The 21,271-nt window shown below is 57.8% G+C and carries 24 protein-coding genes and 3 tRNA genes; 11 read left to right on the top strand and 16 right to left on the bottom strand.

From position 1 onward, the window contains the following. Positions 1-597 carry a class I SAM-dependent methyltransferase gene (locus tag QWU44_RS07130; protein ID WP_370915001.1) on the top strand — a complete coding sequence of 199 codons (597 nt, stop codon included), beginning with the start codon at positions 1-3 and terminating at the stop codon, positions 595-597. On the opposite strand, the gene QWU44_RS07125 is transcribed toward QWU44_RS07130, so the two are convergent. Continuing rightward, complete coding sequence (locus QWU44_RS07125; RefSeq protein ID WP_370915000.1) at positions 590-1,711, bottom strand: isochorismate synthase MenF; 1,122 nt, start codon at positions 1,709-1,711, stop codon at positions 590-592. The genes QWU44_RS07130 and QWU44_RS07125 overlap by 8 nt on opposite strands. Before the next feature lie 45 nt (positions 1,712-1,756). On the opposite strand from QWU44_RS07125, the gene gltX reads away from it, so the two are divergent. From gltX to QWU44_RS07110, 3 genes are all read left to right on the top strand, one after another. After that, the gene (gene gltX, locus QWU44_RS07120) at positions 1,757-3,241 is read left to right on the top strand and encodes a glutamate--tRNA ligase (protein ID WP_370914999.1); all 1,485 of its coding nucleotides are present in this window, start codon (positions 1,757-1,759) and stop codon (positions 3,239-3,241) included. A gap of 157 nt (positions 3,242-3,398) precedes the next feature. Beyond that, positions 3,399-3,470 (top strand) — tRNA-Gln (locus QWU44_RS07115). A 28-nt stretch (positions 3,471-3,498) separates the two neighbouring features. Continuing rightward, positions 3,499-3,571, top strand: a tRNA-Glu gene (locus QWU44_RS07110). 196 nt (positions 3,572-3,767) lie between these two features. Here QWU44_RS07110 and QWU44_RS07105 read toward each other — a convergent pair. Next, positions 3,768-4,082 (bottom strand): hypothetical protein, encoded by a 315-nt coding sequence (locus QWU44_RS07105; RefSeq protein WP_370914998.1) that lies wholly within the window; start codon positions 4,080-4,082, stop codon positions 3,768-3,770. Positions 4,083-4,422: 340 nt separating this feature from the next. Between QWU44_RS07105 and QWU44_RS07100 the strand changes: the two genes are divergently transcribed. Both QWU44_RS07100 and QWU44_RS07095 read left to right on the top strand, forming a co-directional pair. Beyond that, entirely contained in the window at positions 4,423-5,184 is a 762-nt protein-coding gene (locus QWU44_RS07100; protein WP_370914997.1) for a histidine phosphatase family protein, read from the top strand. Between the two features lie 184 nt (positions 5,185-5,368). Further along, positions 5,369-5,905, top strand: coding sequence for a VanZ family protein (locus QWU44_RS07095; RefSeq protein WP_370914996.1), 537 nt, complete (start codon positions 5,369-5,371; stop codon positions 5,903-5,905). A 10-nt stretch (positions 5,906-5,915) separates the two neighbouring features. Here the strand turns inward: QWU44_RS07095 and QWU44_RS07090 are convergent, their stop codons facing one another. From QWU44_RS07090 to QWU44_RS07075, 4 genes are all read right to left on the bottom strand, one after another. Next, the gene (locus QWU44_RS07090) at positions 5,916-6,458 is read right to left on the bottom strand and encodes a hypothetical protein (protein ID WP_370914995.1); all 543 of its coding nucleotides are present in this window, start codon (positions 6,456-6,458) and stop codon (positions 5,916-5,918) included. Between the two features lie 73 nt (positions 6,459-6,531). Continuing rightward, positions 6,532-7,290: an ABC transporter permease gene (locus tag QWU44_RS07085; RefSeq protein ID WP_370914994.1), complete on the bottom strand. Its 759-nt coding sequence runs from the start codon at positions 7,288-7,290 to the stop codon at positions 6,532-6,534. Between the two features lie 2 nt (positions 7,291-7,292). Continuing rightward, complete coding sequence (locus QWU44_RS07080; RefSeq protein ID WP_370914993.1) at positions 7,293-8,045, bottom strand: ABC transporter permease; 753 nt, start codon at positions 8,043-8,045, stop codon at positions 7,293-7,295. Next, positions 8,042-9,046 carry an ATP-binding cassette domain-containing protein gene (locus QWU44_RS07075; protein WP_370914992.1) on the bottom strand — a complete coding sequence of 335 codons (1,005 nt, stop codon included), beginning with the start codon at positions 9,044-9,046 and terminating at the stop codon, positions 8,042-8,044. The genes QWU44_RS07080 and QWU44_RS07075 overlap by 4 nt, the downstream gene beginning before the upstream one ends. 197 nt (positions 9,047-9,243) lie before the next feature. Between QWU44_RS07075 and QWU44_RS07070 the strand changes: the two genes are divergently transcribed. Then, positions 9,244-9,316 (top strand) — tRNA-Glu (locus QWU44_RS07070). A 71-nt stretch (positions 9,317-9,387) separates the two neighbouring features. Here the strand turns inward: QWU44_RS07070 and QWU44_RS07065 are convergent. The 4 genes from QWU44_RS07065 to QWU44_RS07050 all read right to left on the bottom strand — a co-directional run bounded on the left by QWU44_RS07065 (position 9,388) and on the right by QWU44_RS07050 (position 12,038). After that, positions 9,388-9,663 carry a hypothetical protein gene (locus tag QWU44_RS07065; protein WP_370914991.1) on the bottom strand — a complete coding sequence of 92 codons (276 nt, stop codon included), beginning with the start codon at positions 9,661-9,663 and terminating at the stop codon, positions 9,388-9,390. 26 nt (positions 9,664-9,689) lie between these two features. Next, positions 9,690-9,995 carry a hypothetical protein gene (locus QWU44_RS07060; RefSeq protein WP_370914990.1) on the bottom strand — a complete coding sequence of 102 codons (306 nt, stop codon included), beginning with the start codon at positions 9,993-9,995 and terminating at the stop codon, positions 9,690-9,692. 227 nt (positions 9,996-10,222) lie between these two features. Further along, complete coding sequence (locus QWU44_RS07055; RefSeq protein WP_370914989.1) at positions 10,223-10,597, bottom strand: hypothetical protein; 375 nt, start codon at positions 10,595-10,597, stop codon at positions 10,223-10,225. A 718-nt stretch (positions 10,598-11,315) separates the two neighbouring features. Beyond that, entirely contained in the window at positions 11,316-12,038 is a 723-nt protein-coding gene (locus QWU44_RS07050; protein WP_370914988.1) for an IclR family transcriptional regulator, read from the bottom strand. Between the two features lie 96 nt (positions 12,039-12,134). Between QWU44_RS07050 and leuC the strand changes: the two genes are divergently transcribed. Further along, entirely contained in the window at positions 12,135-13,619 is a 1,485-nt protein-coding gene (gene leuC, locus QWU44_RS07045; protein ID WP_370914987.1) for a 3-isopropylmalate dehydratase large subunit, read from the top strand. Positions 13,620-13,636: 17 nt separating this feature from the next. After that, complete coding sequence (leuD, locus tag QWU44_RS07040) at positions 13,637-14,230, top strand: 3-isopropylmalate dehydratase small subunit (RefSeq protein ID WP_370914986.1); 594 nt, start codon at positions 13,637-13,639, stop codon at positions 14,228-14,230. Between the two features lie 27 nt (positions 14,231-14,257). On the opposite strand, the gene QWU44_RS07035 is transcribed toward leuD, so the two are convergent. From QWU44_RS07035 to QWU44_RS07010, 6 genes are all read right to left on the bottom strand, one after another. After that, on the bottom strand, positions 14,258-14,521 hold the full coding sequence (locus QWU44_RS07035) for a hypothetical protein (RefSeq protein WP_370914985.1): 264 nt from the start codon (positions 14,519-14,521) through the stop codon (positions 14,258-14,260). Between the two features lie 78 nt (positions 14,522-14,599). Beyond that, a complete protein-coding gene (locus QWU44_RS07030; RefSeq protein WP_370914984.1) occupies positions 14,600-15,601 on the bottom strand; it encodes an NUDIX domain-containing protein in 1,002 nt (333 codons plus the stop codon). Between the two features lie 555 nt (positions 15,602-16,156). Continuing rightward, complete coding sequence (locus QWU44_RS07025) at positions 16,157-17,416, bottom strand: sporulation-delaying protein SdpB family protein (RefSeq protein ID WP_370914983.1); 1,260 nt, start codon at positions 17,414-17,416, stop codon at positions 16,157-16,159. Beyond that, positions 17,409-17,951: an SdpA family antimicrobial peptide system protein gene (locus QWU44_RS07020; RefSeq protein ID WP_370914982.1), complete on the bottom strand. Its 543-nt coding sequence runs from the start codon at positions 17,949-17,951 to the stop codon at positions 17,409-17,411. The genes QWU44_RS07025 and QWU44_RS07020 overlap by 8 nt, the downstream gene beginning before the upstream one ends. Positions 17,952-17,964: 13 nt before the next feature. Beyond that, on the bottom strand, positions 17,965-18,249 hold the full coding sequence (locus QWU44_RS07015; RefSeq protein WP_370914981.1) for a hypothetical protein: 285 nt from the start codon (positions 18,247-18,249) through the stop codon (positions 17,965-17,967). Then, positions 18,246-18,671 carry a hypothetical protein gene (locus tag QWU44_RS07010; RefSeq protein ID WP_370914980.1) on the bottom strand — a complete coding sequence of 142 codons (426 nt, stop codon included), beginning with the start codon at positions 18,669-18,671 and terminating at the stop codon, positions 18,246-18,248. Before QWU44_RS07010 ends, QWU44_RS07015 begins: the two co-directional genes overlap by 4 nt. A 432-nt stretch (positions 18,672-19,103) precedes the next feature. Here QWU44_RS07010 and QWU44_RS07005 point away from each other — a divergent pair, with 432 nt between their 5' ends. Both QWU44_RS07005 and QWU44_RS07000 read left to right on the top strand, forming a co-directional pair. Next, complete coding sequence (locus QWU44_RS07005; RefSeq protein WP_370914979.1) at positions 19,104-20,102, top strand: NAD(P)H-dependent glycerol-3-phosphate dehydrogenase; 999 nt, start codon at positions 19,104-19,106, stop codon at positions 20,100-20,102. Between the two features lie 44 nt (positions 20,103-20,146). Next, positions 20,147-21,271, top strand: coding sequence for a D-alanine--D-alanine ligase family protein (locus tag QWU44_RS07000; RefSeq protein ID WP_370914978.1), 1,125 nt, complete (start codon positions 20,147-20,149; stop codon positions 21,269-21,271).

The raw sequence follows: 21,271 nt of genomic DNA, 5'->3' as shown, positions 1-21,271 counted from the left end.
ATGGCAGATCATCCCAATGCCGCCTCCGGTGAGGAACATCTCTACGTTGGCCGTGCCCGGCGTTGGAGTGGCCGTCCTAACTATGCCTTGACCCATCTCGCTGCTGGCCTGCGCCCCGGAACCGCTCTCGACGTGGGCTGTGGTGAGGGTGCGGACTGTGTGTGGTTAGCGGAGAATGGGTGGCGGGTCACGGGGGTCGACATCGTCGCCACCGCTACCCGCAGAGCCGCAGCGGCGGCAGCATCCGCCGGGGTGGACATCGAGGTGATCACCGGTGGCATGCGTTCAGTTACCGGGCGAACCTTCGATCTGGTGACCTGTTGCTACGTTCCGCTGAGGCGTGGAACGGCAGCACTGGACAAGCTCCTGGCACTCGTCGCACCGGGTGGAACCCTGATCGTGGTACACCATACCGACGCCTCAGCGCAGGCGGCCCGATTGCGCGTCGACGTTGAGGAGCTCATTCGGCCCCTGGAGATAGCGGAACTTCTCGATGACTGCTGCTTCTCGGTTGAGGAATGCGGAACCGTCCCGGGCGGTAACGCGCGCCCCGACAACCCGGACCAGGTGCTCAAGGCACGGAGGGTGCTCAGATGATTCCTAGGGCACGGAGCACCGTCCGCAGTTTCGCGCTGGTCTCCTCCAATTCTGACTCCGGATCGGAGTCACCGACGATGCCTCCGCCCGCCCATGCGTGGGCAGACATCCCATCCGCAGAGACTTCGGCACACCTGATGGACACTACGTATTCGCCGTCTCCTGTCGAATCGCACCATCCGACGGCCCCGGCGTAGAACCCTCGATCGGGTTCTGCCGCACTAATCACAGCTTGGGCTGCTTCAGTGGGGGTTCCGCAGACGGCAGGCGTCGGATGCACAGTGAGAGCGAGTTCGAGTGCTGTTGTACGGCTGTCTTTCAGCCTCCCGTTGATCGGTGTCGCCAGGTGCCACATCTCATTTGTGCGGGTCAATTCCGGGCGAACCGGAACATCAAGCGAAGAACACAGGGGCGACAACGCCGCGGTGAGTGCGTCAACGACGAAGCGGTGCTCCGCGAGGTCTTTGGTGGAGGTCCGGAGTTGTTGACCCACGAGGCAATCCCGGTCGCGGTCCCGAAGCCGGGCTGCTGACCCGGCCAGCGGGTAGGCGCTTACTGTGGACCCGCACCTCCGGACCAGTACTTCGGGTGATGAGCCGACGAGTGTCCTACCTGTGAAATGGCCTCCGGCGGGGGAGAGATCAGCGATGAAACCGTCACGGTTGGCGGAATGGTCGATGAGTCTCGCCGCCACCAGGAGCGGATCGACGGGGGGATCGAAGGCGATGTTGACCGCCCTGGCCAGCACGACCTTCTCCAACGGGGTGCGGGCGATGGTTCGGACCGCCGCCGACACACGGGACAGGTGGGTCTTCTCGTCCGGGTCGAGGCCGACGAGGCGGGCATTCAATTCGCTACCCGGGCCGAAACGGTAGTAAGCGTGGGGTTCCAGCGGTGAGTCTGAGCGGACGACCGTTTCCGGGACTGTCAGTGCACACGGGGCCTCCGGATCAAAGGGTAGTGCGCCGACGATCATGTCGTGGCGTCCCTTCCTCAGCGCAGTGACTGCATCCCACGGATCGTTGAAGGTGTCCTTTACCCCTTGGGTGCGTACCGAACCGTGCGCCCGGGAGAGAAGGAAGTCAGGGGCGGTCACGGGACGTGAATGGGGCATGTGGAAACAGTCTACCCAGGGTTCTCTGGACTACCATGGAGAACCATGTCTGATGTACGCGTTCGATTCTGCCCATCGCCCACCGGGACCCCTCACGTCGGTATGGTTCGCACCGCCCTGTTCAACTGGGCGCACGCCCGTCACACCGGCGGGAAACTGGTCTTCCGGATTGAGGATACCGACGCTGCCCGCGACTCGGAGGAGTCGTATCGGGCTATCATCGATTCCCTCGAATGGCTTGGTCTCGGTTGGGATGAGGGGGTTGTCGTCGGTGGCCCTCACGAGCCCTACCGGCAGAGCCTCCGGATGGACATCTACCTCGATGTCCTGAGGAAACTGAAGGAAGCCGGGGAGATCTACCCCGCGTACTCCACCGCCGAGGAAGTCGAGGAACGCCATCGTGTTGCCGGGCGCGATCCGAAACTCGGCTACGACAACTTCGACCGGGACCTCACCGAGGAACAAATCGCCGCTTTCGAGGCCGAAGGCCGTAAGCCGGTCTGGCGCCTGCGGATGCCTGATCAGGACTGGTCCTGGAACGACCTGGTGCGCGGTGAAATCGAGTTCAAGGGGGCGACTCAGCCGGACTTCGTCGTCGCCCGCTCCAACGGTGCACCGCTCTACACGCTGGTCAACCCCGTCGATGATGCGCTCATGGGCATCACCCACGTCCTGCGGGGCGAGGACCTTCTTCCCTCGACCCCACGTCAGCTCGCGCTGTACGCCGCTCTTGAACGTATAGGCATAGCCGATCGCACCCCCGAGTTCGGTCACCTTCCCTTCGTGATGGGGGAGGGCAACAAGAAGCTGTCCAAGCGCGATCCGCAGTCCAACCTCTTCAACCACCGGGACGCGGGCATCATCCCCGAGGGGATGCTCAACTACCTCGCCCTGCTCGGCTGGTCGCTGTCCAAAGACCAGGATATTTTCAGCGTCGAGGATCTCGTCGCCAACTTCGATGTCACCGATGTGCTTGCCAATCCGGCCCGATTCGATCAGAAGAAGCTGGAGGCGATCAACGCTGACCACATCCGACTGCTGGAACCCGAGGATTTCCGCGACCGTCTGCGCCGCTACCTTGAGGAGTACAAGGGCTTCCCTTCGGATTACCCGGCCGACAAGTTCGCCTTCGCCGCCGAGCAGGTGCAGACCCGCATCAAAACCCTCGGTGATGCCTGGGATCTGCTCGAGTTCCTCGTCGTCTCCGACGATGACCTTGAGCTGGACGAGAAGGCCGCGCGGAAGAACCTCAAGGATGATGCGGTCGCTCCGCTCAACGCCGCCATCAGTGCCCTCGACGCCGTCGAGGATTGGACGACCCCAGTCATCGAGAAGTCACTACAGAAGGCACTGATCGAAGAACTCGAGCTCAAACCACGTAAAGCGTTCACCCCGTTGCGCGTCGCGGTGTCCGGGCGCCAGGTATCCCCGCCGCTGTTCGAGTCGATGGAGCTTCTCGGAAAGGACTCCACACTGGCGCGGCTGCGTGCCGCCCGGGCGATCACCCCGGTGACCCCGGCCAGTCAGTGATGAGATAGGTGAGTCTCCCCGGTGCCCTCGCCGGGGCCGGCCGAAGTAATCTGCCGTCCACCTGCAGATTTGTCCGTAGTCGAGAAATAAGGTTATAGTGTTCCTCGTTGCACAGCGCATCGGTTGGTGATAAGCCGACCGGTTGCTTGTGAAACGATGGCCTATGGTGTAATTGGCAACACAGCGGTTTCTGGTACCGTCGTTCTAGGTTCGAGTCCTGGTAGGCCAGCAGCGGAGATGATTTCCGCGTCCTTTAAGCCCCGTTCGTCTAGCGGCCTAGGACGCCGCCCTCTCACGGCGGTAGCACGGGTTCAAATCCCGTACGGGGTACAAATGAAAAATAATCCCCACACTTCGTTGAGGTGTGGGGATTATTTGTATTCTCGGAACGCTGTTCCCCGAATGGTTCCCGATGTGTCAGTTGGCTGCGTAGGATCTGACGCCGGTGAGAGAAATGTGTGTATCGGTATCTGGGGTGGTGCAGTTATTGGACGCCCGCCCGCCCCGGCTGCAGTGATAGCGGTCCTTACGGAATGGCATATTCCGCGATGGTGACCATCATGTCATCAACGTTTTCCGCGGACTGCGGCACGGCCCCACCTTGACCGGAATCATGATCAGTTTGTATGCCGCGGGTATGTGCATATTTATAACGCTGTTCGGTATCGCTGCGGATCGATTGGGATCGTTCATTTACCATCTTGGCGGGATTCTGCATGATCATCGTCTGCCATCGGTTACGCATCATCAGGTATGACCAATCATATTGGCCAGAATATTGACTCTGACGATTGTCGCACTGGTAGTCGCGTTCACCTGTATGTAGCTGTTTCGGTGGCATTGTGTGGCGTTCGCGGTGACGGCGTTGGAAATGATGTTAGAACAAACATGTCTCTTCTTTTCTGGTCCCGGTTGTTTCTCTGAGAGGGGTTAGTGATGTATCTCTCTACAGTGCGAGAGACAGATCACTGTTAGCGGATTGCTAACCTGGCCATGTGTAGCATTAACGCTGTATAAAGGCAGTTTTAGTGCGTAATGGACGGTCGTTTTCATAGGTCGGACGAGGTTGGCCCCGCCCATTGTTCTGGTGGGAGATGGCCGAATGGGTCGACAATCTGTGCAAAAATGAAGAGGATAGGATATGCTAAATAAGCATTCGCCAAATCAAGGAGTATAAAAGCATGAAGATTTCTAAGATCCGTCGTATCGGCCTCGTCGCCACCGCCAGCATCATGGTCGTGGCCGGTTCGCTGTCGGGCTGTAGTTCCGACAAAGCCGAAGAGAAGGTTGCGGAAGCTACCTCTGCGGCAGCATCTGCCATAGATGAGGCCAAGGAGTCCTCGACGGCGACCAGTACCGAAGCCGAGAGTGACGACGATTCTGATACGTTCGAGAACGTTGTTCCGGCCGAGGAAATCGTCAAGGATCTGAAAGACGGCGGGTACGTCATCTTCATCCGGCACGGTCACACTGCCAAGGATTATGCCGATCAGGCAGATCCCAACATGAAGCTCGATGACTGCTCCACGCAGCGTCAGCTCGATGACCTGGGCAAGAAGCAGGCCAAGGAAATCGGCGAAGCCTTCGAGAAGCTCGAGATCCCGGTCGGCGACGTCGTCTCCAGTGAATACTGCCGTGCGTACAACACCGCCGATCTCGCGTTCGGTCGTTACGAGAAGACCTCGAAGCTGAACTTCGAGCCTGCCGAGGAATACACCGACGCTCAGATCGAAACGATGAAGAACAACATCACCCCATTCCTCGAGACGAAGCCCGAAGACGGCAAGAACAACGTCATCGTCGGCCACGACGACGTCTTCGATGCGGCCACTGGCATCTACCCGGAGCCGCAGGGCACTGCGTACATCGTCAAGCCCGAGGGTGATGGCTTCAAGGTTTTGACCCGCATCACCGCTGAAGAGTGGACTGAACTCGCGATGTAATCGTGAGTGGCGGCACAACGTGACGCTGTAGCTCCGGTCCGGTGAGGCATCCGATAAGGGTGTTTCACCGGATTTTTGTGTGAGGTCATTCGTGGCGTGGATCGCTCACCGGGGATGAAGTTCCGCATGGTGTTAGCATTTCCTGGTCAGTGGTCTCCGGCTCGGAAGGAAAATCGTGCAGATAGTGCGACGGAAGCAGGCGGCCGCGCTGGTGGCTCTCATCATCTACAGCGGAGTCATGGTTTCTTTAACCATGCTGAAGGCATTTTTTGTCATCGGGCTGCTGTGGCGGCCGGAAAATCAGCGTGTCCGTTCACTGGAATTCATGCCGTTCGCGGAGGTATTCAGGGGTACAAGTTGGTTCGCGCCAGTATTCGATGGGGTCGGTAATATCGCGTTCTTCGTCCCTTTCGGTGTGCTCCTGTACATACTAATCGGGGATCATCACCATGCACTTCGGAGGGTTACCCTGGTCGGTGTGGCAGTCAGTCTGTGCATCGAGATAGTGCAGTACGTCCTCGTCCTCGGGCACTCGGACGTCACTGATCTGCTTTTCAACACACTGGGGGCGTTTCTCGGGGCCTCGTTCGCCCGGCTCTGTGGCCCGCGGTTCCACGGTTTATGGATCACACTCGCGTTTCTCCTTGGCGCGGTGTTCATCGTGCTTGTTGGATTCGGCGAACATCTCGGGGACGCAGACAAAGTCATCGAACTGCGGTGATCTGAGCGGGTTAGCGTGAAGCGGGAGAGTTTCTCGACTGACTCGCCAGAGTAGTCGCCCGGATGCCGGCGCAGAACGTCAGCGAGACACTGGCGCCGGCGCCGAGGAACATGGCGCCGACCCCCGATTGGCCCGTGGTGTCCGTCGCGGCCGCGATGCAGAACGCGGTGACCAGCCCCGCGGTCACCCCGATCGCGGTGCTGAACCCGCCGAGCTTTCGCCACGCGAACAATCGGGCAGCCAAAAACCAGAGAACACCGACCGTGAGGGCGCAGGCCGCGATCTGCCAGGAGGGGAAGTTGGTCGGTGGCGGGAACCCGGGCGCCGTGAAGTCTCCGTGGTCGTCCGCCGACCAGCTCAACCAGCCGACGGCCGCAAAGATCCCGGAGAAGAATCCAAGGAGGCCCGTCATCCAGAGACCAGCTCCGGATGCGGAACGGTCATCGGGGAACCGCCATGCGAGAATCGCGAGAATCCCGCCCCACACGGCCGAGGGGACGACCGCGAAGATGAACGTGATCCAGAGGAAATGGGAGAAAGGGTATGCGGACATGGCACCGAGGGTAGCAACGGAAACTTCGTCGGGGGACCGCAGAATGCACATCCAGGTGGGAAATGGAACAGCGTTAGCAATTCTTTCGGGAGACCCGGAGCGCCCCCCACGCGAACAGAATGAGAGCACCACTGAACCAGATGAGGCAGAACAACAGGGAATCACCGACACCCGTTCCATCATTCAGTCCGGTAGCTGTGCGGACGGCGTGACTGACGGGTGAGTTCACCGCTAGAGGGCGGACGACCTCGACGAATCTGTCTGCGGGCATGAGACCCTCGTTGAAGAACTGCAGGATCATGATTATCGGGGCAACCGCCATCGCCGATTCCGGTGTCGTGAATGCTGAACCGATCAGTGCTGACAGAGATCCCGCTGCAAGGCCGCAAAACACGATGAAGAGGGCGAGCCACAACCAGGCTTCGGTGGTGTGGATCCGCAGTCCGCAGAGTAATCCGACCACGACCACAAGGAGACCGCCGACGATCATCCGGCAGGTGCTGAAAACCAGGCTTCCGGTCATGAAGGCTCGGGTCCCGGATGGGGTGGTGGCGAATCGGGCTGCCAATCCGAGCCGTTTCTCTCGGATCATCTCTGCGGAGGTGGAGATCGTCAACATGAACTCCACGGCAAAGATCATCATGATCGTCAATGGGAGGAGGTCGAGTTCGTTGTCAGGGCTGACAGCGCGGATGAGGTCCCCGAACATGGCCCGAGTGATAAGCATCATGAAAACCGGCACGCAGAGAGTGCCAACGACAGCGGATGGTGTTCGGCGCCAGCCGAGGGAAAGACGATGGACATGCGCGAAGATGGGGGAAATGGTCGTCATGGTCACTTACGCTCCTTGGAGAAAGCCGCAGAGAAACCGATGATCGCGAGAATCGCGAGGACGACCAGCCAGACAGCCGCCTCGATGGTCGTCCCGCGATCAAGGTCGGAACCGGTCATGATTACGCGGACACTATCGAGGATCGGAGATAGTGGCATGTGAGTGATGAAGGGTCGGACACTGGAGGAAAGCGCTTCCGCCGGGATGAATGCCGTGGAGAAGATAATGAATGGCATGACCAGTGACTGGATCAGCAGCGCTGTGGACGTCGGTTTGCGCCCGAGCAGACTCAGCCCGCAGAATCCGGCGCAGAAAGCGAGCGTGAGCAAGAGGAAAATGAGGAACACTACGCCGATCCGCCACACTCCGTCATCCACGCCCGCGCCCAGAAACGCCGCGACAGCGGTGACGATGCCACCGGAGATGATCGCTCGGGTGGTGTCGGCCAAGAGTCTTCCGGTGACGATCTGGCTTGGGTGGATCGACATCGTCGCCAGTCGTGCGTGGATTCCGTTTTCATGGTCGAGTGCCACCTCAAGCGCGGAGCCACCGGCAGTGAAGATGATCACCTGCATCACCGCCGCCGGAAAGAGGAAAGTCGCGTAGTCGATCCCGAAGATAGCGGTGGCATCAGAAAACACGCTGTAGAAGCACACGAGAAAGATACCGGGTATGAATGTCGCTGAGATCACCGCCGCACGGTTTCGGAGGATGCGCACGACCCCTCTGGCCCATAGGGCGGTGATGGTATTCATCGGTTGCTCCTGTCTGTCCCGCGGGACGGCGCAGTGCCCGAACGGGCCAGTGCGAAGTAGACGTCATCCAACGATGGGGGAGTCATTCCCACGTCCGTGATGGTGAGTCCTGCGGAATCAATCGCTTGGAGCAGCGGATTGAGTTCAGTGAAACCCCCGCTCACAAGAAGTTTGACGACGGTGTCATTCACCACGAGATCGTTGTCCTCATCGGTGTAACCCCGGGCGATCAACAGTTGTCCTGCGGTGGCTGCTGAGCTGTGGTCGGGAAAGGCAACGGAACACCGGTGGCGTCCGTACTCCGATTTGAGATTGTGTGGGGTGTCGACGGCGACGATCCGGCCCCCCTTGAGTAACGCGACCCGGTCCGCCAGACGATCTGCCTCCTCCAGATATTGGGTTGTCAATAGAATCGACATCCCGTGATCACGGAGATCGAGAATCTGTGTCCACAGTGCCTCCCGAGATTCCGGGTCGAGTCCCGTTGATGGTTCGTCGAGGAACAGAAGCGCTGGTGGTACGACGAGTGACGCGGCGATGTCGAGGCGGCGACGCATCCCTCCCGAATAATCGGACAGGCGCTTGTTCGCGGCGTCACTCAGGTTGAATTCGTCGAGCAACTCTACCGCGCGATCATGCGCTGATTTCCTGGACAGCCCCGCGAGGCGTCCGAAGAAGATCAGGTTCTCCATCCCGGTGAGCTCATGGTCGACAGCGGCGAACTGGCCCGTGAGTGATATGGCTTCCCGCACTCCGGCGCTGTCGGTCGCGAGATCGTGGCCGGCCACTTTCACTGAGCCGGAAGAGAACGGAATGAGTGTGCTCAGGACGTTGATCAACGTAGTCTTGCCGGCGCCGTTCGCACCGAGAACAGCGAGGATACCTCCGGAGGGGATCGTCAGGTCAACGTTCTGGAGAACCTCATTCTCGCCCCGTAAGCAGCGGAGTTCCCTGACCTCGAGAATATCCTGATGTGGGTAAAGGTGGGGGGAGCTAGTCATCTGTCTCCTTAAATTAGTCTACCCTAAAATAATCGTAAACATAATTTAGCATTTTGGTTGAGGTTGTGTAAAGGTCTTGATGTCTGCCCCGGGGTTTTGGTGGCGGGACGGTGTTTGGGGATGTCAAAATTAGTCTTGTACAGGCGATTTGGTTCATCTGGTCTGGTCGCATAGAGTAGGGTGGGTCCACGAGGCACGCCCCGTTCGTCTAGGGGCCTAGGACGCCGCCCTCTCACGGCGGTAACACGGGTTCAAATCCCGTACGGGGTACAAAAAGTGGCAGAGATCCGTAAAGGGTCTCTGCCACTTCTTTTTTGATCTTCCCGAGCCGGAATCCAGAATTACTGATTGATGGTTGTTGGCCCAGGTGCTAGATAGAGTGCTTCGTAGTAGGTGCGTAGTTTTTGTGCTATCAGTGTGTGGCGGAAAATGAGAAATTTTGCGTAGCTGTTGGCATCCATGTCAAGTACTGATTTCGGAATATAGTTTTGGCAGAGATTTTCGATAATCTTATTATGGTCAATAATCGCTCCGTGTATGGGTTTTCCTTCACGTATCTGTTTCTTTATTTCTCCGAAGTACTCTTGCGGTGAGGCGTCATTGATGCGTATATTCACCCAGGTTTCTGTGTAGACGTAATTTGCTATCTGCTTGATATTCTGATCGGAGAATCCCTGTTTTTTAGGTAGTTTCTCGGGAAGATGTGGTGAATGTCGCCGCGCTGCTCCAGTATGCTACGTATGTCGGTGTCTGAGGATAAAAATCTTTTGTCGCCATTTCTTACCTGGGCGGCCCAGAATGTTTTGAGAATCGGGTTCTGGACCAATGTTTTCTCCATTCTCTGGAGTATTCCGACATTCCAGAATGCGTTGGATAACTGTGCCTTTTCGATTCCGTCCAACACCGTTTCTGTACCCCGCTGTGCAATGGTGCGTAGATCGGCGTTCATGGTGGTTTCTGGAGAGTTGGTATAGCGTCCGGTCAGGAGACTTGAGACGAACCATCGTCAAATGATGGGTTGAATCTTGTTCATCTCCACATCGGAGTCTCGGAGGATGAGATTTCATGTGTATGAAAAATTTAGCGCAGTCTTTGATGTAATCATCGATGGAGTGATGAATCCTGTTGAGCGGATTATCATCAAGAACTGTTTGAAGTTGTGTTCGTTGACGAAGCTCAAAATTCCATGTTCAAGCTTTTTGAATGACTCTCTTCGATGTCCTTTTCGATACTTCGTGTCTCAAAGTTTCTTCCGGAGAGGAGGTTTGCCGGTTCAGTTACCTTTCCTCGTTCGAACTCTTTCATAAAAGCAACCCTGGTTATATCTGCATATGACGGAATGTATAATTGGTCATTTTCGTTCCTGGGCCACTCTATTTTTGACAAGTAGACACTGTCGGTGAATTCTTTATCATTAGCTACGATGGTGCAGTAAAAGTTTAGGTTCTCAGAGAGGTGGAAGAAGTAATCTATTAGCTTTCGGAGCATGGCTACGAACTGTCCGTAGGGGGCGATTTTGGACATCACAAAATCTACCGGTCCGAGCACCATGACTTTGGAGTTTATTTGGATAAATATTTCGGTAACGGTTTCAATGTCGAGTTCTCCCTCTAGCTCGACAACACCTACCGGACTATTTTTATATCGCGCAGATATTCGATATTCTCCTGTGTCAAGTATTCATCGGCATGTGGGTTTCGTCTTAGATAATCTCGGCAGGGGAAAATATTCTCGATTTTTCTGACAGAATTGTTGATATATTTTCGATTCACTCTTTGTTTTTTGCGATAGCTGGAGTGTGTGTCGCAAACTATCCGGTCAGTGGATTGAATGAGATTCGGATTTGAGTTTCACTGTAATCTTTCTTTACTACCGGGTGTCCGACAATGGCGGCGGTAAGATCCGTTATTCGTTGCCGACCGTCGATGATAACCTTACGGTCGGCGGAAATTTTCCCGTCTTTGGCGCCTACATCGGGGTTGTGTCATGTGATGATGTAACCGATGGGATAGCCTTTATAGAGTGAGTCGAGTAGATCACGAACTTTGTGGTTGGTCAGACGAATGGCCGTTTAATCTCTGGGATGGATATTTCTCCGGTGCGGACCCAGGTGAGGAGAGTTCCGATGGTTTGGTTATTGACGGTGTGTTTTTGCGCTCTGTTTTCCTCATGAGGGTGATAGTGGATGCAGGGAGCGGCATGGTTAATCTGCGGAGGAACCTATCAGGGTGGGGGTCCTTGGCAGCGGTTGTGTTTGGATGATCGGTATCTACAGCATTGCCGACAAGTCGCGTGCTGCCCGACTGAGCTCCATGCCCCATTTTTGTCCTGGGTGTGGGCGGAGGCGTTCCGCAGGTCCTGAGACGGACAAGGCCGCGACCATTGCGGCGTCTTCGAATACTGGTGCGCTGAGAGAAGCGAGCCCCGCCTCACGTTCACTGACTGACTCCGCGTATCCCAGGCGACGCACGCGTTCGAGGTCATCGGTGGTAAACGCGGCCTCGGGGAGGATGATTCCGCGGAGTTGCGGGGAGGCGTAGGCCATGAAGACACGGGCTGCAGAACCGGCCGTGAGCGGCATTCTGGAGCCCACCGGGACCGTGTTCTGGAGTCCGGACGGGGGCTCGAGCGAGGCAATACAGGTTCGGGTGGTGCCGGTGAGCCGGTAAAGTTGGACAGATTCTCCGGTGGTCTCCATGAGGCCGCTCATTACGGGACGGGCGGCATCGATGAGCTTATCGGAGGCATGTGCGCCGAGCGTGGTGAGTGTTCGCCCGATGGACCATTTGCCGTCGGTGGTGCGGGTCAGCATGTTGTGGACCTCGAGGGCTGTGGCGAGCCGATGTGCTGTGGCCCTGGGGAGACCTGTCGATTCGCAGAGTTCCGCCAGTGATCGAGGGTGTTCGGCGACAGTGCTGAGGATCAGGACTGCGCGGTCGAGGACCTTGATCCCGCTTCCTTCGGCACTGTCCGGTGCGTTATACTGTCCCATATTCTGATACTAACATCCCATGTTGTGGGAAGGCGAGGGGAAGTGTTGGAGCTTTCCGCGCCACCCACAGTTTTTCACGCACGGAGGTTCTCCGACATGACCGGCCCGAATGATGTCGCTGCCACCGCTGTTACGGTAGTCGGCCCACGCACCCTCGCGGAGAAGGTCTGGTCGGATCACATCGTGGCGAAAGGGGACGGTGATGATCCAGATCTGGTGTACATCGATCTGCACCTCCTACACGAGGTGACGTCTCCGCAGGCGTTCGACGGACTGCGGATTGCTGGGCGTAGGCTTCGTCGACCGGACCTCACGCTCGCGACCGAAGACCACAACGTGCCTACCGCAGGTATTACGACTGGTGCGGTCATCGAGATCGCGGATCTCATCTCCCGTACCCAGGTCGACACCCTGCGGAAAAACTGTGAGGAGTTCGGTGTCCCCATTTTTCCCATGGGGACTAGAGAACAGGGGATCGTTCACGTCGCGGGTCCACAACTGGGTTTGACACAGCCCGGTATGACCGTTGTCTGCGGGGACAGTCATACCGCGACCCACGGGGCGTTCGGGGCGATTGCCTTCGGCATCGGTACCTCCGAGGTTGAGCATGTCATGGCCACCCAGACGCTGTCGCTCCGTCCATTCAAAACCATGGCCGTCAACGTCTCGGGAACGCTCCGGGACGATGTCACTGCCAAGGACCTAATTCTCGCTATCATTGCCCAGATCGGAACAGGTGGCGGACAAGGGCACATCATTGAATACCGGGGTGAGGCCATCGAGAAACTCTCGATGGAAGCACGTATGACCGTGTGCAACATGTCTATCGAAGCTGGTGCACGGGCGGGCATGATCGCCCCTGACGAGGTCACCTTCGACTACCTTCGTGGGCGTCGACACGCACCGACGGGAGCGGACTGGGACGCTGCTGTCGACTACTGGCGTAGCCTTCGCACCGACGAGGGAGCTGAGTTTGACACCGTCATCGAGATCGACGGCTCTGCGTTGACCCCCTACGTCACCTGGGGTACCAACCCCGGCCAGGGGCTACCTCTCGATGGGTCTATTCCGTACCCGGAGGATTTCACCGACGAGACGGACCGCGCAGCGGCTGAGAAAGCCCTAACCTACATGGATCTTGTTCCGGGGACCCCGCTGCGCGAGATCTCCGTCGACACTGTGTTCGTCGGCTCGTGCACCAATGGCCGGATCGAGGACATGCGTGCGGTCGCTGCAGTTCTCAACGGTCGTCGCATCGCCGACGGGGTACGCATGCTCGTCGTCCCCGGTTCCGCCGCGGTGCGGGCGCAGGCCGAGGCTGAGGGACTTGACGCGATTATCCGCGCTGCGGGAGCCGACTGGCGCCAACCCGGCTGTTCCATGTGCCTGGCGATGAACCCGGATAAACTCCAGCCAGGCGAACGGGCGGCGTCGACATCGAACCGGAACTTTGAAGGCAGACAGGGGCCTGGTGGGCGAACTCACCTCGTATCCCCGCAGGTCGCCGCAGCTACCGCCGTGTCGGGGCATCTTGCCGCGCCGTCCGACCTCGAGCCCGTGCCCGCACTCGCGAGTGCCTGAGCGCCGCAGGAGAGAAAATGGAGAAGTTCACTGAATTTACAGGTGTCGGAGTTCCACTGAAACGTTCAAACGTAGACACGGACCAGATCCTGCCCGCCGTCTACCTTAAACGCGTCACCCGCACCGGATTCGAGGATGCGCTGTTCGAAGGCTGGCGGAAAGACCCCGAGTTCGTGCTCAACCACGATGCGTTCCGCAACGGATCGATTCTCGTCGCGGGCTCCGACTTCGGGACCGGTTCCTCACGAGAACACGCCGTGTGGGCGCTCATCGACTACGGGTTCCGGGTCGTGTTCTCATCCAGGTTCGCCGACATCTTCCGTGGCAATGCTGGTAAATCCGGGCTGCTCGCCGCACAGATGGAACAGACCGACATCGATCTCCTGTGGAAACTGATGGACGCCGATCCAGGCATGGAACTCACCGTGGATCTCGTCGAACGCACCGTGACCGCCGGATCCCACGTCCTGCCTTTCTCCGTCGACGACTACACCCGCTGGCGGCTACTTGAAGGCCTGGACGACATCGGGTTGACCTTGCGGGACGAACCCGCGATCAGCCGCTTCGAAGCCGCGCGGCCGGCGTTCAAACCGGTGACCCGCCGGGCGTGACCTGGGGGTGCACTGCGGACCCGCCGCTCAGAGGTACGTGAAATCGTCGTCGTCCATTGCCTGCGCGAAGCGATGGATGCCAACGATCAGAACGACGATGACGATACACTGGATCACCTCGACGCGATGCTGCTCCGGGGTGGAGATCCAGACGCCGTAGAGGGTGCTGGCGACGAAGAACACGATAGCTGCCAGTGTCGTTCCGGTCAGTCGCGTCGGACGATCGATCCCGGGATGGAGCACCCCGAAATACGAGGCGAGTGACTGTTTGATCTTGAGGCCGATATCCATGGGGTCTCCTTGCGAACTGTGTAGCGGGGAGCTGCCGATGGTGGCCAATCAGATGCCCCGCGGCGGGAAATGTACGCCCTATTTTAAGGGCAGGGGACTCACGAGGTAGTCCGCCCCGGTGAGCTCGCCGTCGGTGGTGAAGGTGAGAACCCACACCGAGGCCTTCTTCGCCTCCGGTTCATGCAAGGGCAGTCGCCCCTCGGCGGACAGCCACGCGACGACATCAGGAATCGTGAGTCCCTGGGAAATCACCACCGGGGTTCCACCACCGGAGATGACCTCCCGGAAGCGTTTCTTCGACTCCTTCATCGCGGTGATCCACCCCTCATCGCCCAGCAGCACATCGGACTCGATGTCGAGGCCGAGGTGCGCGGCGAGGGGCTCTGCCGTGGCGACGCAGCGGTCAGGTTTAGCCGAGTAGATGCGGTCGGGCCGGTAGGGGGCGAGTAACTCCGTCAGAGCAGTCGCCTGGCGGCGGCCCTTCTTGTCCAGTGGGCGGACGTCATCGTTGCCGGACCAGGTGCGGCGCGCGAAGGCGTGTGCGTGCCGAACCAGAAGAAGACGGGTGTCCACCGGGACCGCCAGCCGCTTGGCCGCCTTGTCCAGGACCTGCCGGTCGACGTCGTAGCTCAGCAGGCCGCGGGCCTGCGTTATCGGCAGCCAGCGGACCTCATCGACCTCATCGTTGGTGGTGAATTCCCCACCGGTGACCTTCGCGGTGAAGTAGTAAACGACCTTGGTTCGGTCGGCGACCGGGTAGGTCACTCGGCCGAGGAGTTTCCCCAACCGGACCTCGTAACCGGTTTCCTCAACGATCTCGCGGGCGGCGGTCTGAGGCAGGGACTCGCCCGGATCAACCTTTCCCTTGGCCAACGACCAGTCGTCGTAGCGCGGACGGTGGATGACCGCTACCTCGACGCTCTCCGGATCGGTGAGCTCGCCGCGCCACAGCACAGCTCCGGAGGCAAGTGTGCAACGGCGGAACTCATCGGCGGGATGAGCCGGGATAGACTGATAACGCCCTGTCACATTCAGCGCATTACTGCGGTCCTTGTCGGACTCGCTCGATTTCTTTGCCATCTGGCTTCCACTCTCCTTGGCTGGTTTTACGGGTGCTTTCCTCATCATTGTCCATCCCGGAGTGTCGTGTGGGCGAAACCGGGGTGATGTAACCACGTTTACTGGAAGAAAACGGCACGTAGAAAGGCAGAAACCACCCGGTAGATCATCACCACAGGCGATCCCCTCTTGCAACGAGAAAGCCCCAGTAAACCCGCTCGGCCCACACCGTTTACTGTGTCCGGGCTCTTTTCGTGTGCATCTGGGTCAGTAAAGAAATAAAAGTCCCACCTACTATACGTAGTAGATGGGACAGCAGATACATTTACATCCAACGTAGTGCCGGGGTCACTCAAGCTTATGGGCCTCTATCTACCGGGAGGACACCGACGAAAGCAGTTATCTTGAGCGACACGGCAAGACTAAATGATCGAGAGGATGTTTCCGTCCCCACGACTGTTCGAATGGCGACTTCAGCCCCTCTTCCTTGGACGCGAGAATAAGATTTCCGGGCTCAACCAAGCGGCGAAGTGTTTGCTACAGTGGTCCCCCGCCAGGCAATCGGTAGGTTGAAAACTACCCGGGATCCGAGCTGCCACCAGGGATGACCTCAACTTTGAATGGAGACCCGTTCAGCAGGCCCAGGCGGGCGGAGATCATATCTCTCCTATCGTGGACCACTACCTCTGGACTGTGGCTCAGTAGCTTGTTCGTCAGCTTGTAGCGCATCCGTACTTCTACTGGTTCACCGATCTTCACAAGAGCGAGATCACCTCCCCAACGGGCTTGTGTGGACACCCCCCCGCAGCACACCACAGGACGAGTAAACGCCTGGTGGAATCTGAAAAGGGAAACGAAACGGTGCGGACGAATGTCGGCCTTGACCGCCACGAAATCATCCACGTCAGCGGAATCTGTTGATGTGGAGAGAACAGAAATATATGTGTAGCGATTAGGCGGTGTAATTATGGATAGGCAGCAGCCAATCATAATAAGGGCAAAACTAACAAGACCCATATTAAATATAATACCGCCGTGCAGGATAACAACTAAGGTGAATGCAAATCGCCGCATATTAGCGGTGCCGATAACATTAATCGCAATCAACAATTCCAGTGCTATGGGCATCCATGTAGCCGCTGCTAAAAGCCAGCCATGCTCGAAAATTTCAGATCTCTCGAGAACCTGGAACCAATCACCAAATAAAGCATTCTTCTCGATATAGTAGAGAGCGGTTCCATTTGCCCAATCGGCAACGCCGAGCTTGGCAATCGCAGCATCAGTGTAAAGATAACACAACTGAACTCGCCCAAAAATGATCGCGGCCTGACTGACTCCCTGTAAAGGTTCCGGAATAAGATCGACATCAAGGTTTGTGAGGTAGCAATTACGCCTGTTATCACTCAAGCTCACAACCGCAAGAAGGCCAACAAAAATAAGCGCTACAGATTCTCCGCCGTCTGGAAGAGTGACTGCAGTCGATATTGTGTAGGTAATGTAGAGATGTAGGATTCCGGTCCAACGCGGGTAGAAACCGCTTATAACCAGGATCAGCCCAAACGCAATCGCCACGTCAGCCAGGGTAAAATGCTCCTTACCAACCACGCAGTACAGACCGGCCTGATTCCAACTTTGACATCGCGGTCCGAACGGTTGCGGACCAACCTCCGCAAATCGCGCCTCTTGCGAGGTGAAGAGAATGAAGCTCAATTGTGCGACAGCGATGATTGCTCTGCCAATTGAAATGAACTTAGATTGAATATTCGCAGATCCAATTATAGCGTTGAGTTTTGCCGGTGATTCTTCTTTGATTATTGGCACATTTTGATCAGTCATCACATATCACTCGTACCTTTGCGGCCTTTTCGATCCTGTATTCATCTGTAGTTAGTGATCGATAAGACCAAGGGGTGATATGACTCAAGGTGATTATCACGTCTCCGCATATTGTTTGCAGTGATGAGGTGTTCCTAATTTCTTCAGGAGTTATTTTTTGCGCATCTTTGAGGCATGACGAGAAACTATCGACGCAGTCCCTCCATTTGTCGTCTGGTATCTGTGAGACAAGCTTAGCAATCTCAGGGCCTTGAGCGCGTTGATTCCGAGATATGCCAAAATAATTTGACGGACGGTTTTGAGGGGTTCGCATCAGGCTTTGGAGAGAATCACCGTCGACAACAATCAGTTCCGATGATTCGGGATCTTTGGTAAAGTATGCCCAGTTTTGCGGAGCGAAGGTGTACAAAAACCAGTGCAGACTGTCCTGTTGCCGTGAAGCTGCAGCGTTAGTGGGTATACCTGCAAATAAGCCTGCTATATTAAACGCCAGAAAAACAGCAAATGCGAGAAAAAATGAGATTTTCTTAGTCATCTGCGACCTGATATCACTTTCTGAATTGTTCACAAAGTTGAGCAATGAAGAGGTTGCCGTCCAGCGTATTTGCCATCATGGGGAACTGATAACTGACAGCTCCGGGTACAATGTAAAGAACGAAGGCTACCTCAGTCGCTACAGCCATATTTGCATATACCGCAGCATTTAAAACAGCAGTACCATTGAGTTCAACATAGGCGTGAGTATCATGCCAGCCGTACGGTGTATATTGGTTCTCTCCTGATGTGTGGCTGTATTCCCTCTCGATCTCACGAAGAGCCTGTGCAGTGGTCACAATTGCTTGCTGCGTAAGATACGGGTCTCCGCTCTGCAGTTTGAGCGAAACTTCATCATGGTAATCCGGGATTTTTTCGAGCAGTTTGTCGTAAACAAACGTAACTTGCTCTTCAGTAGGGTGAACCTGTTGAGGATTATTCGTCTGAACAAGCGGGCAAGCTCAGGATTCATTTCAGCCGCTCTGCCAAAGCCAAAAACAGTCAACTCGGCCACTTCCCGGTCAGTGTAAAGGGGTTCGATGGCGCTCAGCCTGTCTTCAAGGCGCTGTGCACCAAGGGGCCGTTCTGTTGGAAATGGGTCTTGGTTTTTTGGCGAGATTCTCGACAGTGCCTGCAAATCTTCTGGCTGGTCAGCGACGGCGGTCGGTGATCCCAAAAGAAGCAATACGAGTGAGACAGTTAATCCTAGAGTACGTGTCATTGAAGGTTTCTCCGATTACACGACTTGTCTTCGTATCTAATCCTCATGCCGGATAAGCCTTAAACCGGGCCGGGATGTTCAGAGTTTGGAGAGGCTTGGCCCCTCCACTTCTCCGAGCCTAATAAGGAACTAAATTACATGCCGGCAAACGTGATTAACATTACAGACAGCCGTTATTGTCTTAGGGAACACAGTTCGCTTCGGCGAAATCTTTTCCCACTGGTTACCGGGTCAATATGAAAGGTGTCACGCGAAGCTGAGTCAAGTCAGATGCCTGCTGCAACGCAAAACCACGGGTCGGCCGCTTGAGGATTCCCGGATGTCCCCAAGGTGGGGGACCGGATCGTACGCGTTAGAATCGGGTGAGGGTTTTCTGGGAACCGTCGGCGGAGGGGTTCGCCGCACCGGACACCGAGGACGAGGAGAACGATCATGGTCAGAGTCGCAGTCATGGGCGCCGGTTCCTGGGGCACCACCCTCGCCAAGGTCTTCGCGGACGCCGGGAGTGCCGTCACACTCTGGGCCCGCCGCAGCGAGGTCGCCCGTACCATCCAGATCAGCCGAGAGAACACCGATTACCTCCCGGGGCTCGTCCTGCCGAGGGAGATCTGGGCGACGTCCGGGCCTGCCAAGGCACTGCAGGACGCTGACATCGTTGTGCTAGCGGTCCCGAGCCAGACGCTCCGGGAGAATCTTTCCGAATGGCGGGAACTCATTCCGGAGAAAGCGACCCTGCTGAGCCTGGCCAAGGGTATCGAGCGGGGCACGCACCTCCGGATGACGGAGGTGATCGCCGAGGTCGCCGGGGTTGATCCGGACCGTATCGCCGTTCTCTCGGGACCGAACCTCGCCCGCGAGATCGCCCTCGAACAGCCTGCGGCGACGGTCATAGCGTGCACCGACGAAAAGCGCGCGAAAGTGGTTCAGGCGGCACTCGCTGCACCCTACTTCCGCCCGTACACCAACGACGACGTCATCGGTTGTGAGATCGGCGGCGCGTGCAAGAACGTCATCGCCCTGGCTTGCGGAATGGCGACAGGGAAAGGACTGGGGGAGAACTCCCTCGCCTCGCTGATGACTCGGGGCCTCGCGGAGATCTCCAGGCTCGGTGAGGCCCTCGGAGCGGATGCGCGGACCTTCGCCGGTCTCGCCGGCATCGGTGACCTCATCGCGACCTGCTCCTCGCCACTGTCCAGGAACCGCTCCTTCGGAAAATGCCTCGGTAGAGGTGACTCCCTCGAGGATGCTGCCCGGGCAACCCACGGCCAGGTCGCCGAGGGTGTCATATCGTCCCAGTCCGTCTGGCAGCTCGCCCGCGAACATGGCGTCGAGATGCCGATCACTCAGGCGGTCGTTGGGGTGTGTCACGGCGGAATGGACGTGGACACCATGATCCGTGCGCTGATGGGACGTTCGAAGAAGGCGGAATAGGGCGGAAGAGGACACCGAGCAGGGCGCTCGGTACGATGACGGTCGTGACTTCACCCGTTGAACCCAGTACCGCCCCAGCATGGGGCAACCCCGGATCTGATCGCCGCATCCGCGTCGCGGTCGTCTACGGGGGCCGCAGCTCCGAGCACTCCGTGTCATGCGTGACCGGCGGCGCGATCATGTCCCACCTCGATCCGGAACGCTACGAGATCGTGCCGGTCGGAATAACCCGCGAGGGGGTGTGGACGATCGGCGAACCCGATCCTCGGGTGCTCACCATATCCGGGCGCAGCCTGCCGGAGGTGCAGTTGCGGGAACGTCTCCAGCTCTCCCTCGATCCGGAGTCCCGGGGGTGCCTGATGATCCTTGACGGGGAGCGTGCCGGACAGGTGCACGCCGAGGTGGACGTGATCTTCCCGGCACTGCACGGCCGGTTCGGCGAGGATGGAACCGTCCAGGGGATGTTCGAGCTCTCCGGGGTACCGTACGTGGGCTGCGGCGTTCTGGCGTCAGCGTGCTGCATGGACAAGGAGTACACGAAGAAGCTGCTTTTGGCGTCGGGTCTCGTCGTCGCACCGGAGATCATCCTCCGAGAACGCCGGGAGCTCGATCCCGATGAGCGGGCGAGGCTGGGGCTGCCCGTGTTCGTGAAACCCGCCCAGGGCGGTTCATCGATCGGGGTGTCCAGGGTGACGGACTGGGGTGACTTCGCGGCGGCCCTTGACACGGCATTCGCAGAGGACGATAAGGTCATCGTCGAATCCCAGATCACCGGCCCAGAGGTCGAGGTCGGTGTCCTGCAGTACCCGGACGGCCAACTGTTTGCCTCCGTTCCGGCACAGCTACAGGGGACTGAATCAGGAGATGAGGGTTTCTACGGCTTCGACACGAAGTACCTCGATGATGCGGTCACCCCGCAGATCCCGGCTCCACTGGATGAGCCGACGACGGAGGAGATCCGCCGGATGGCCGTCGCGGCGTTCCGCGCAGTGAACGCGGACGGTCTCGCCCGGGTCGATTTCTTCGCCACCCCCGACGGGCCAGTGATCAACGAGGTGAACACGTTGCCCGGATTCACCCAGATCTCCATGTATCCGCAGGTTCTTGCCGCATCAGGGGTCTCCTATAGTGAGCTTCTCGACATCCTGGTAGCTCGTGCATTGCACTGA

Origin of the sequence: Corynebacterium sp. CCM 9203 (assembly GCF_041357675.1) — a bacterium.
In the GTDB taxonomy this organism is placed as follows: Bacteria; Actinomycetota; Actinomycetes; order Mycobacteriales; family Mycobacteriaceae; genus Corynebacterium.
The sequence above is the reverse complement of the archived record's forward strand: the minus strand, read 5'-3'. Positions and strand labels throughout refer to the sequence as shown.

What these genes read in the sequence shown, in the direction of transcription:
- leuD (WP_370914986.1), top strand. Translation starts at nt 13,637, where the DNA reads ATGGAGAAGTTCACTGAATTTACAGGTGTCGGAGTTCCACTGAAACGT.
- QWU44_RS07030 (WP_370914984.1), bottom strand. Translation starts at nt 15,601, where the DNA reads ATGGCAAAGAAATCGAGCGAGTCCGACAAGGACCGCAGTAATGCGCTG.
- QWU44_RS07105 (WP_370914998.1), bottom strand. Translation starts at nt 4,082, where the DNA reads ATGCCACCGAAACAGCTACATACAGGTGAACGCGACTACCAGTGCGAC.
- QWU44_RS07010 (WP_370914980.1), bottom strand. Translation starts at nt 18,671, where the DNA reads ATGACACGTACTCTAGGATTAACTGTCTCACTCGTATTGCTTCTTTTG.
- QWU44_RS07035 (WP_370914985.1), bottom strand. Translation starts at nt 14,521, where the DNA reads ATGGATATCGGCCTCAAGATCAAACAGTCACTCGCCTCGTATTTCGGG.
- QWU44_RS07085 (WP_370914994.1), bottom strand. Translation starts at nt 7,290, where the DNA reads ATGACGACCATTTCCCCCATCTTCGCGCATGTCCATCGTCTTTCCCTC.
- QWU44_RS07025 (WP_370914983.1), bottom strand. Translation starts at nt 17,416, where the DNA reads ATGACTGATCAAAATGTGCCAATAATCAAAGAAGAATCACCGGCAAAA.
- gltX (WP_370914999.1), top strand. Translation starts at nt 1,757, where the DNA reads ATGTCTGATGTACGCGTTCGATTCTGCCCATCGCCCACCGGGACCCCT.
- QWU44_RS07125 (WP_370915000.1), bottom strand. Translation starts at nt 1,711, where the DNA reads ATGCCCCATTCACGTCCCGTGACCGCCCCTGACTTCCTTCTCTCCCGG.
- QWU44_RS07060 (WP_370914990.1), bottom strand. Translation starts at nt 9,995, where the DNA reads ATGAACGCCGATCTACGCACCATTGCACAGCGGGGTACAGAAACGGTG.
- QWU44_RS07050 (WP_370914988.1), bottom strand. Translation starts at nt 12,038, where the DNA reads ATGGGACAGTATAACGCACCGGACAGTGCCGAAGGAAGCGGGATCAAG.
- QWU44_RS07005 (WP_370914979.1), top strand. Translation starts at nt 19,104, where the DNA reads ATGGTCAGAGTCGCAGTCATGGGCGCCGGTTCCTGGGGCACCACCCTC.
- QWU44_RS07130 (WP_370915001.1), top strand. Translation starts at nt 1, where the DNA reads ATGGCAGATCATCCCAATGCCGCCTCCGGTGAGGAACATCTCTACGTT.
- QWU44_RS07020 (WP_370914982.1), bottom strand. Translation starts at nt 17,951, where the DNA reads ATGACTAAGAAAATCTCATTTTTTCTCGCATTTGCTGTTTTTCTGGCG.
- QWU44_RS07075 (WP_370914992.1), bottom strand. Translation starts at nt 9,046, where the DNA reads ATGACTAGCTCCCCCCACCTTTACCCACATCAGGATATTCTCGAGGTC.
- QWU44_RS07055 (WP_370914989.1), bottom strand. Translation starts at nt 10,597, where the DNA reads ATGGTGCTCGGACCGGTAGATTTTGTGATGTCCAAAATCGCCCCCTAC.
- leuC (WP_370914987.1), top strand. Translation starts at nt 12,135, where the DNA reads ATGACCGGCCCGAATGATGTCGCTGCCACCGCTGTTACGGTAGTCGGC.
- QWU44_RS07090 (WP_370914995.1), bottom strand. Translation starts at nt 6,458, where the DNA reads ATGTCCGCATACCCTTTCTCCCATTTCCTCTGGATCACGTTCATCTTC.
- QWU44_RS07100 (WP_370914997.1), top strand. Translation starts at nt 4,423, where the DNA reads ATGAAGATTTCTAAGATCCGTCGTATCGGCCTCGTCGCCACCGCCAGC.
- QWU44_RS07080 (WP_370914993.1), bottom strand. Translation starts at nt 8,045, where the DNA reads ATGAATACCATCACCGCCCTATGGGCCAGAGGGGTCGTGCGCATCCTC.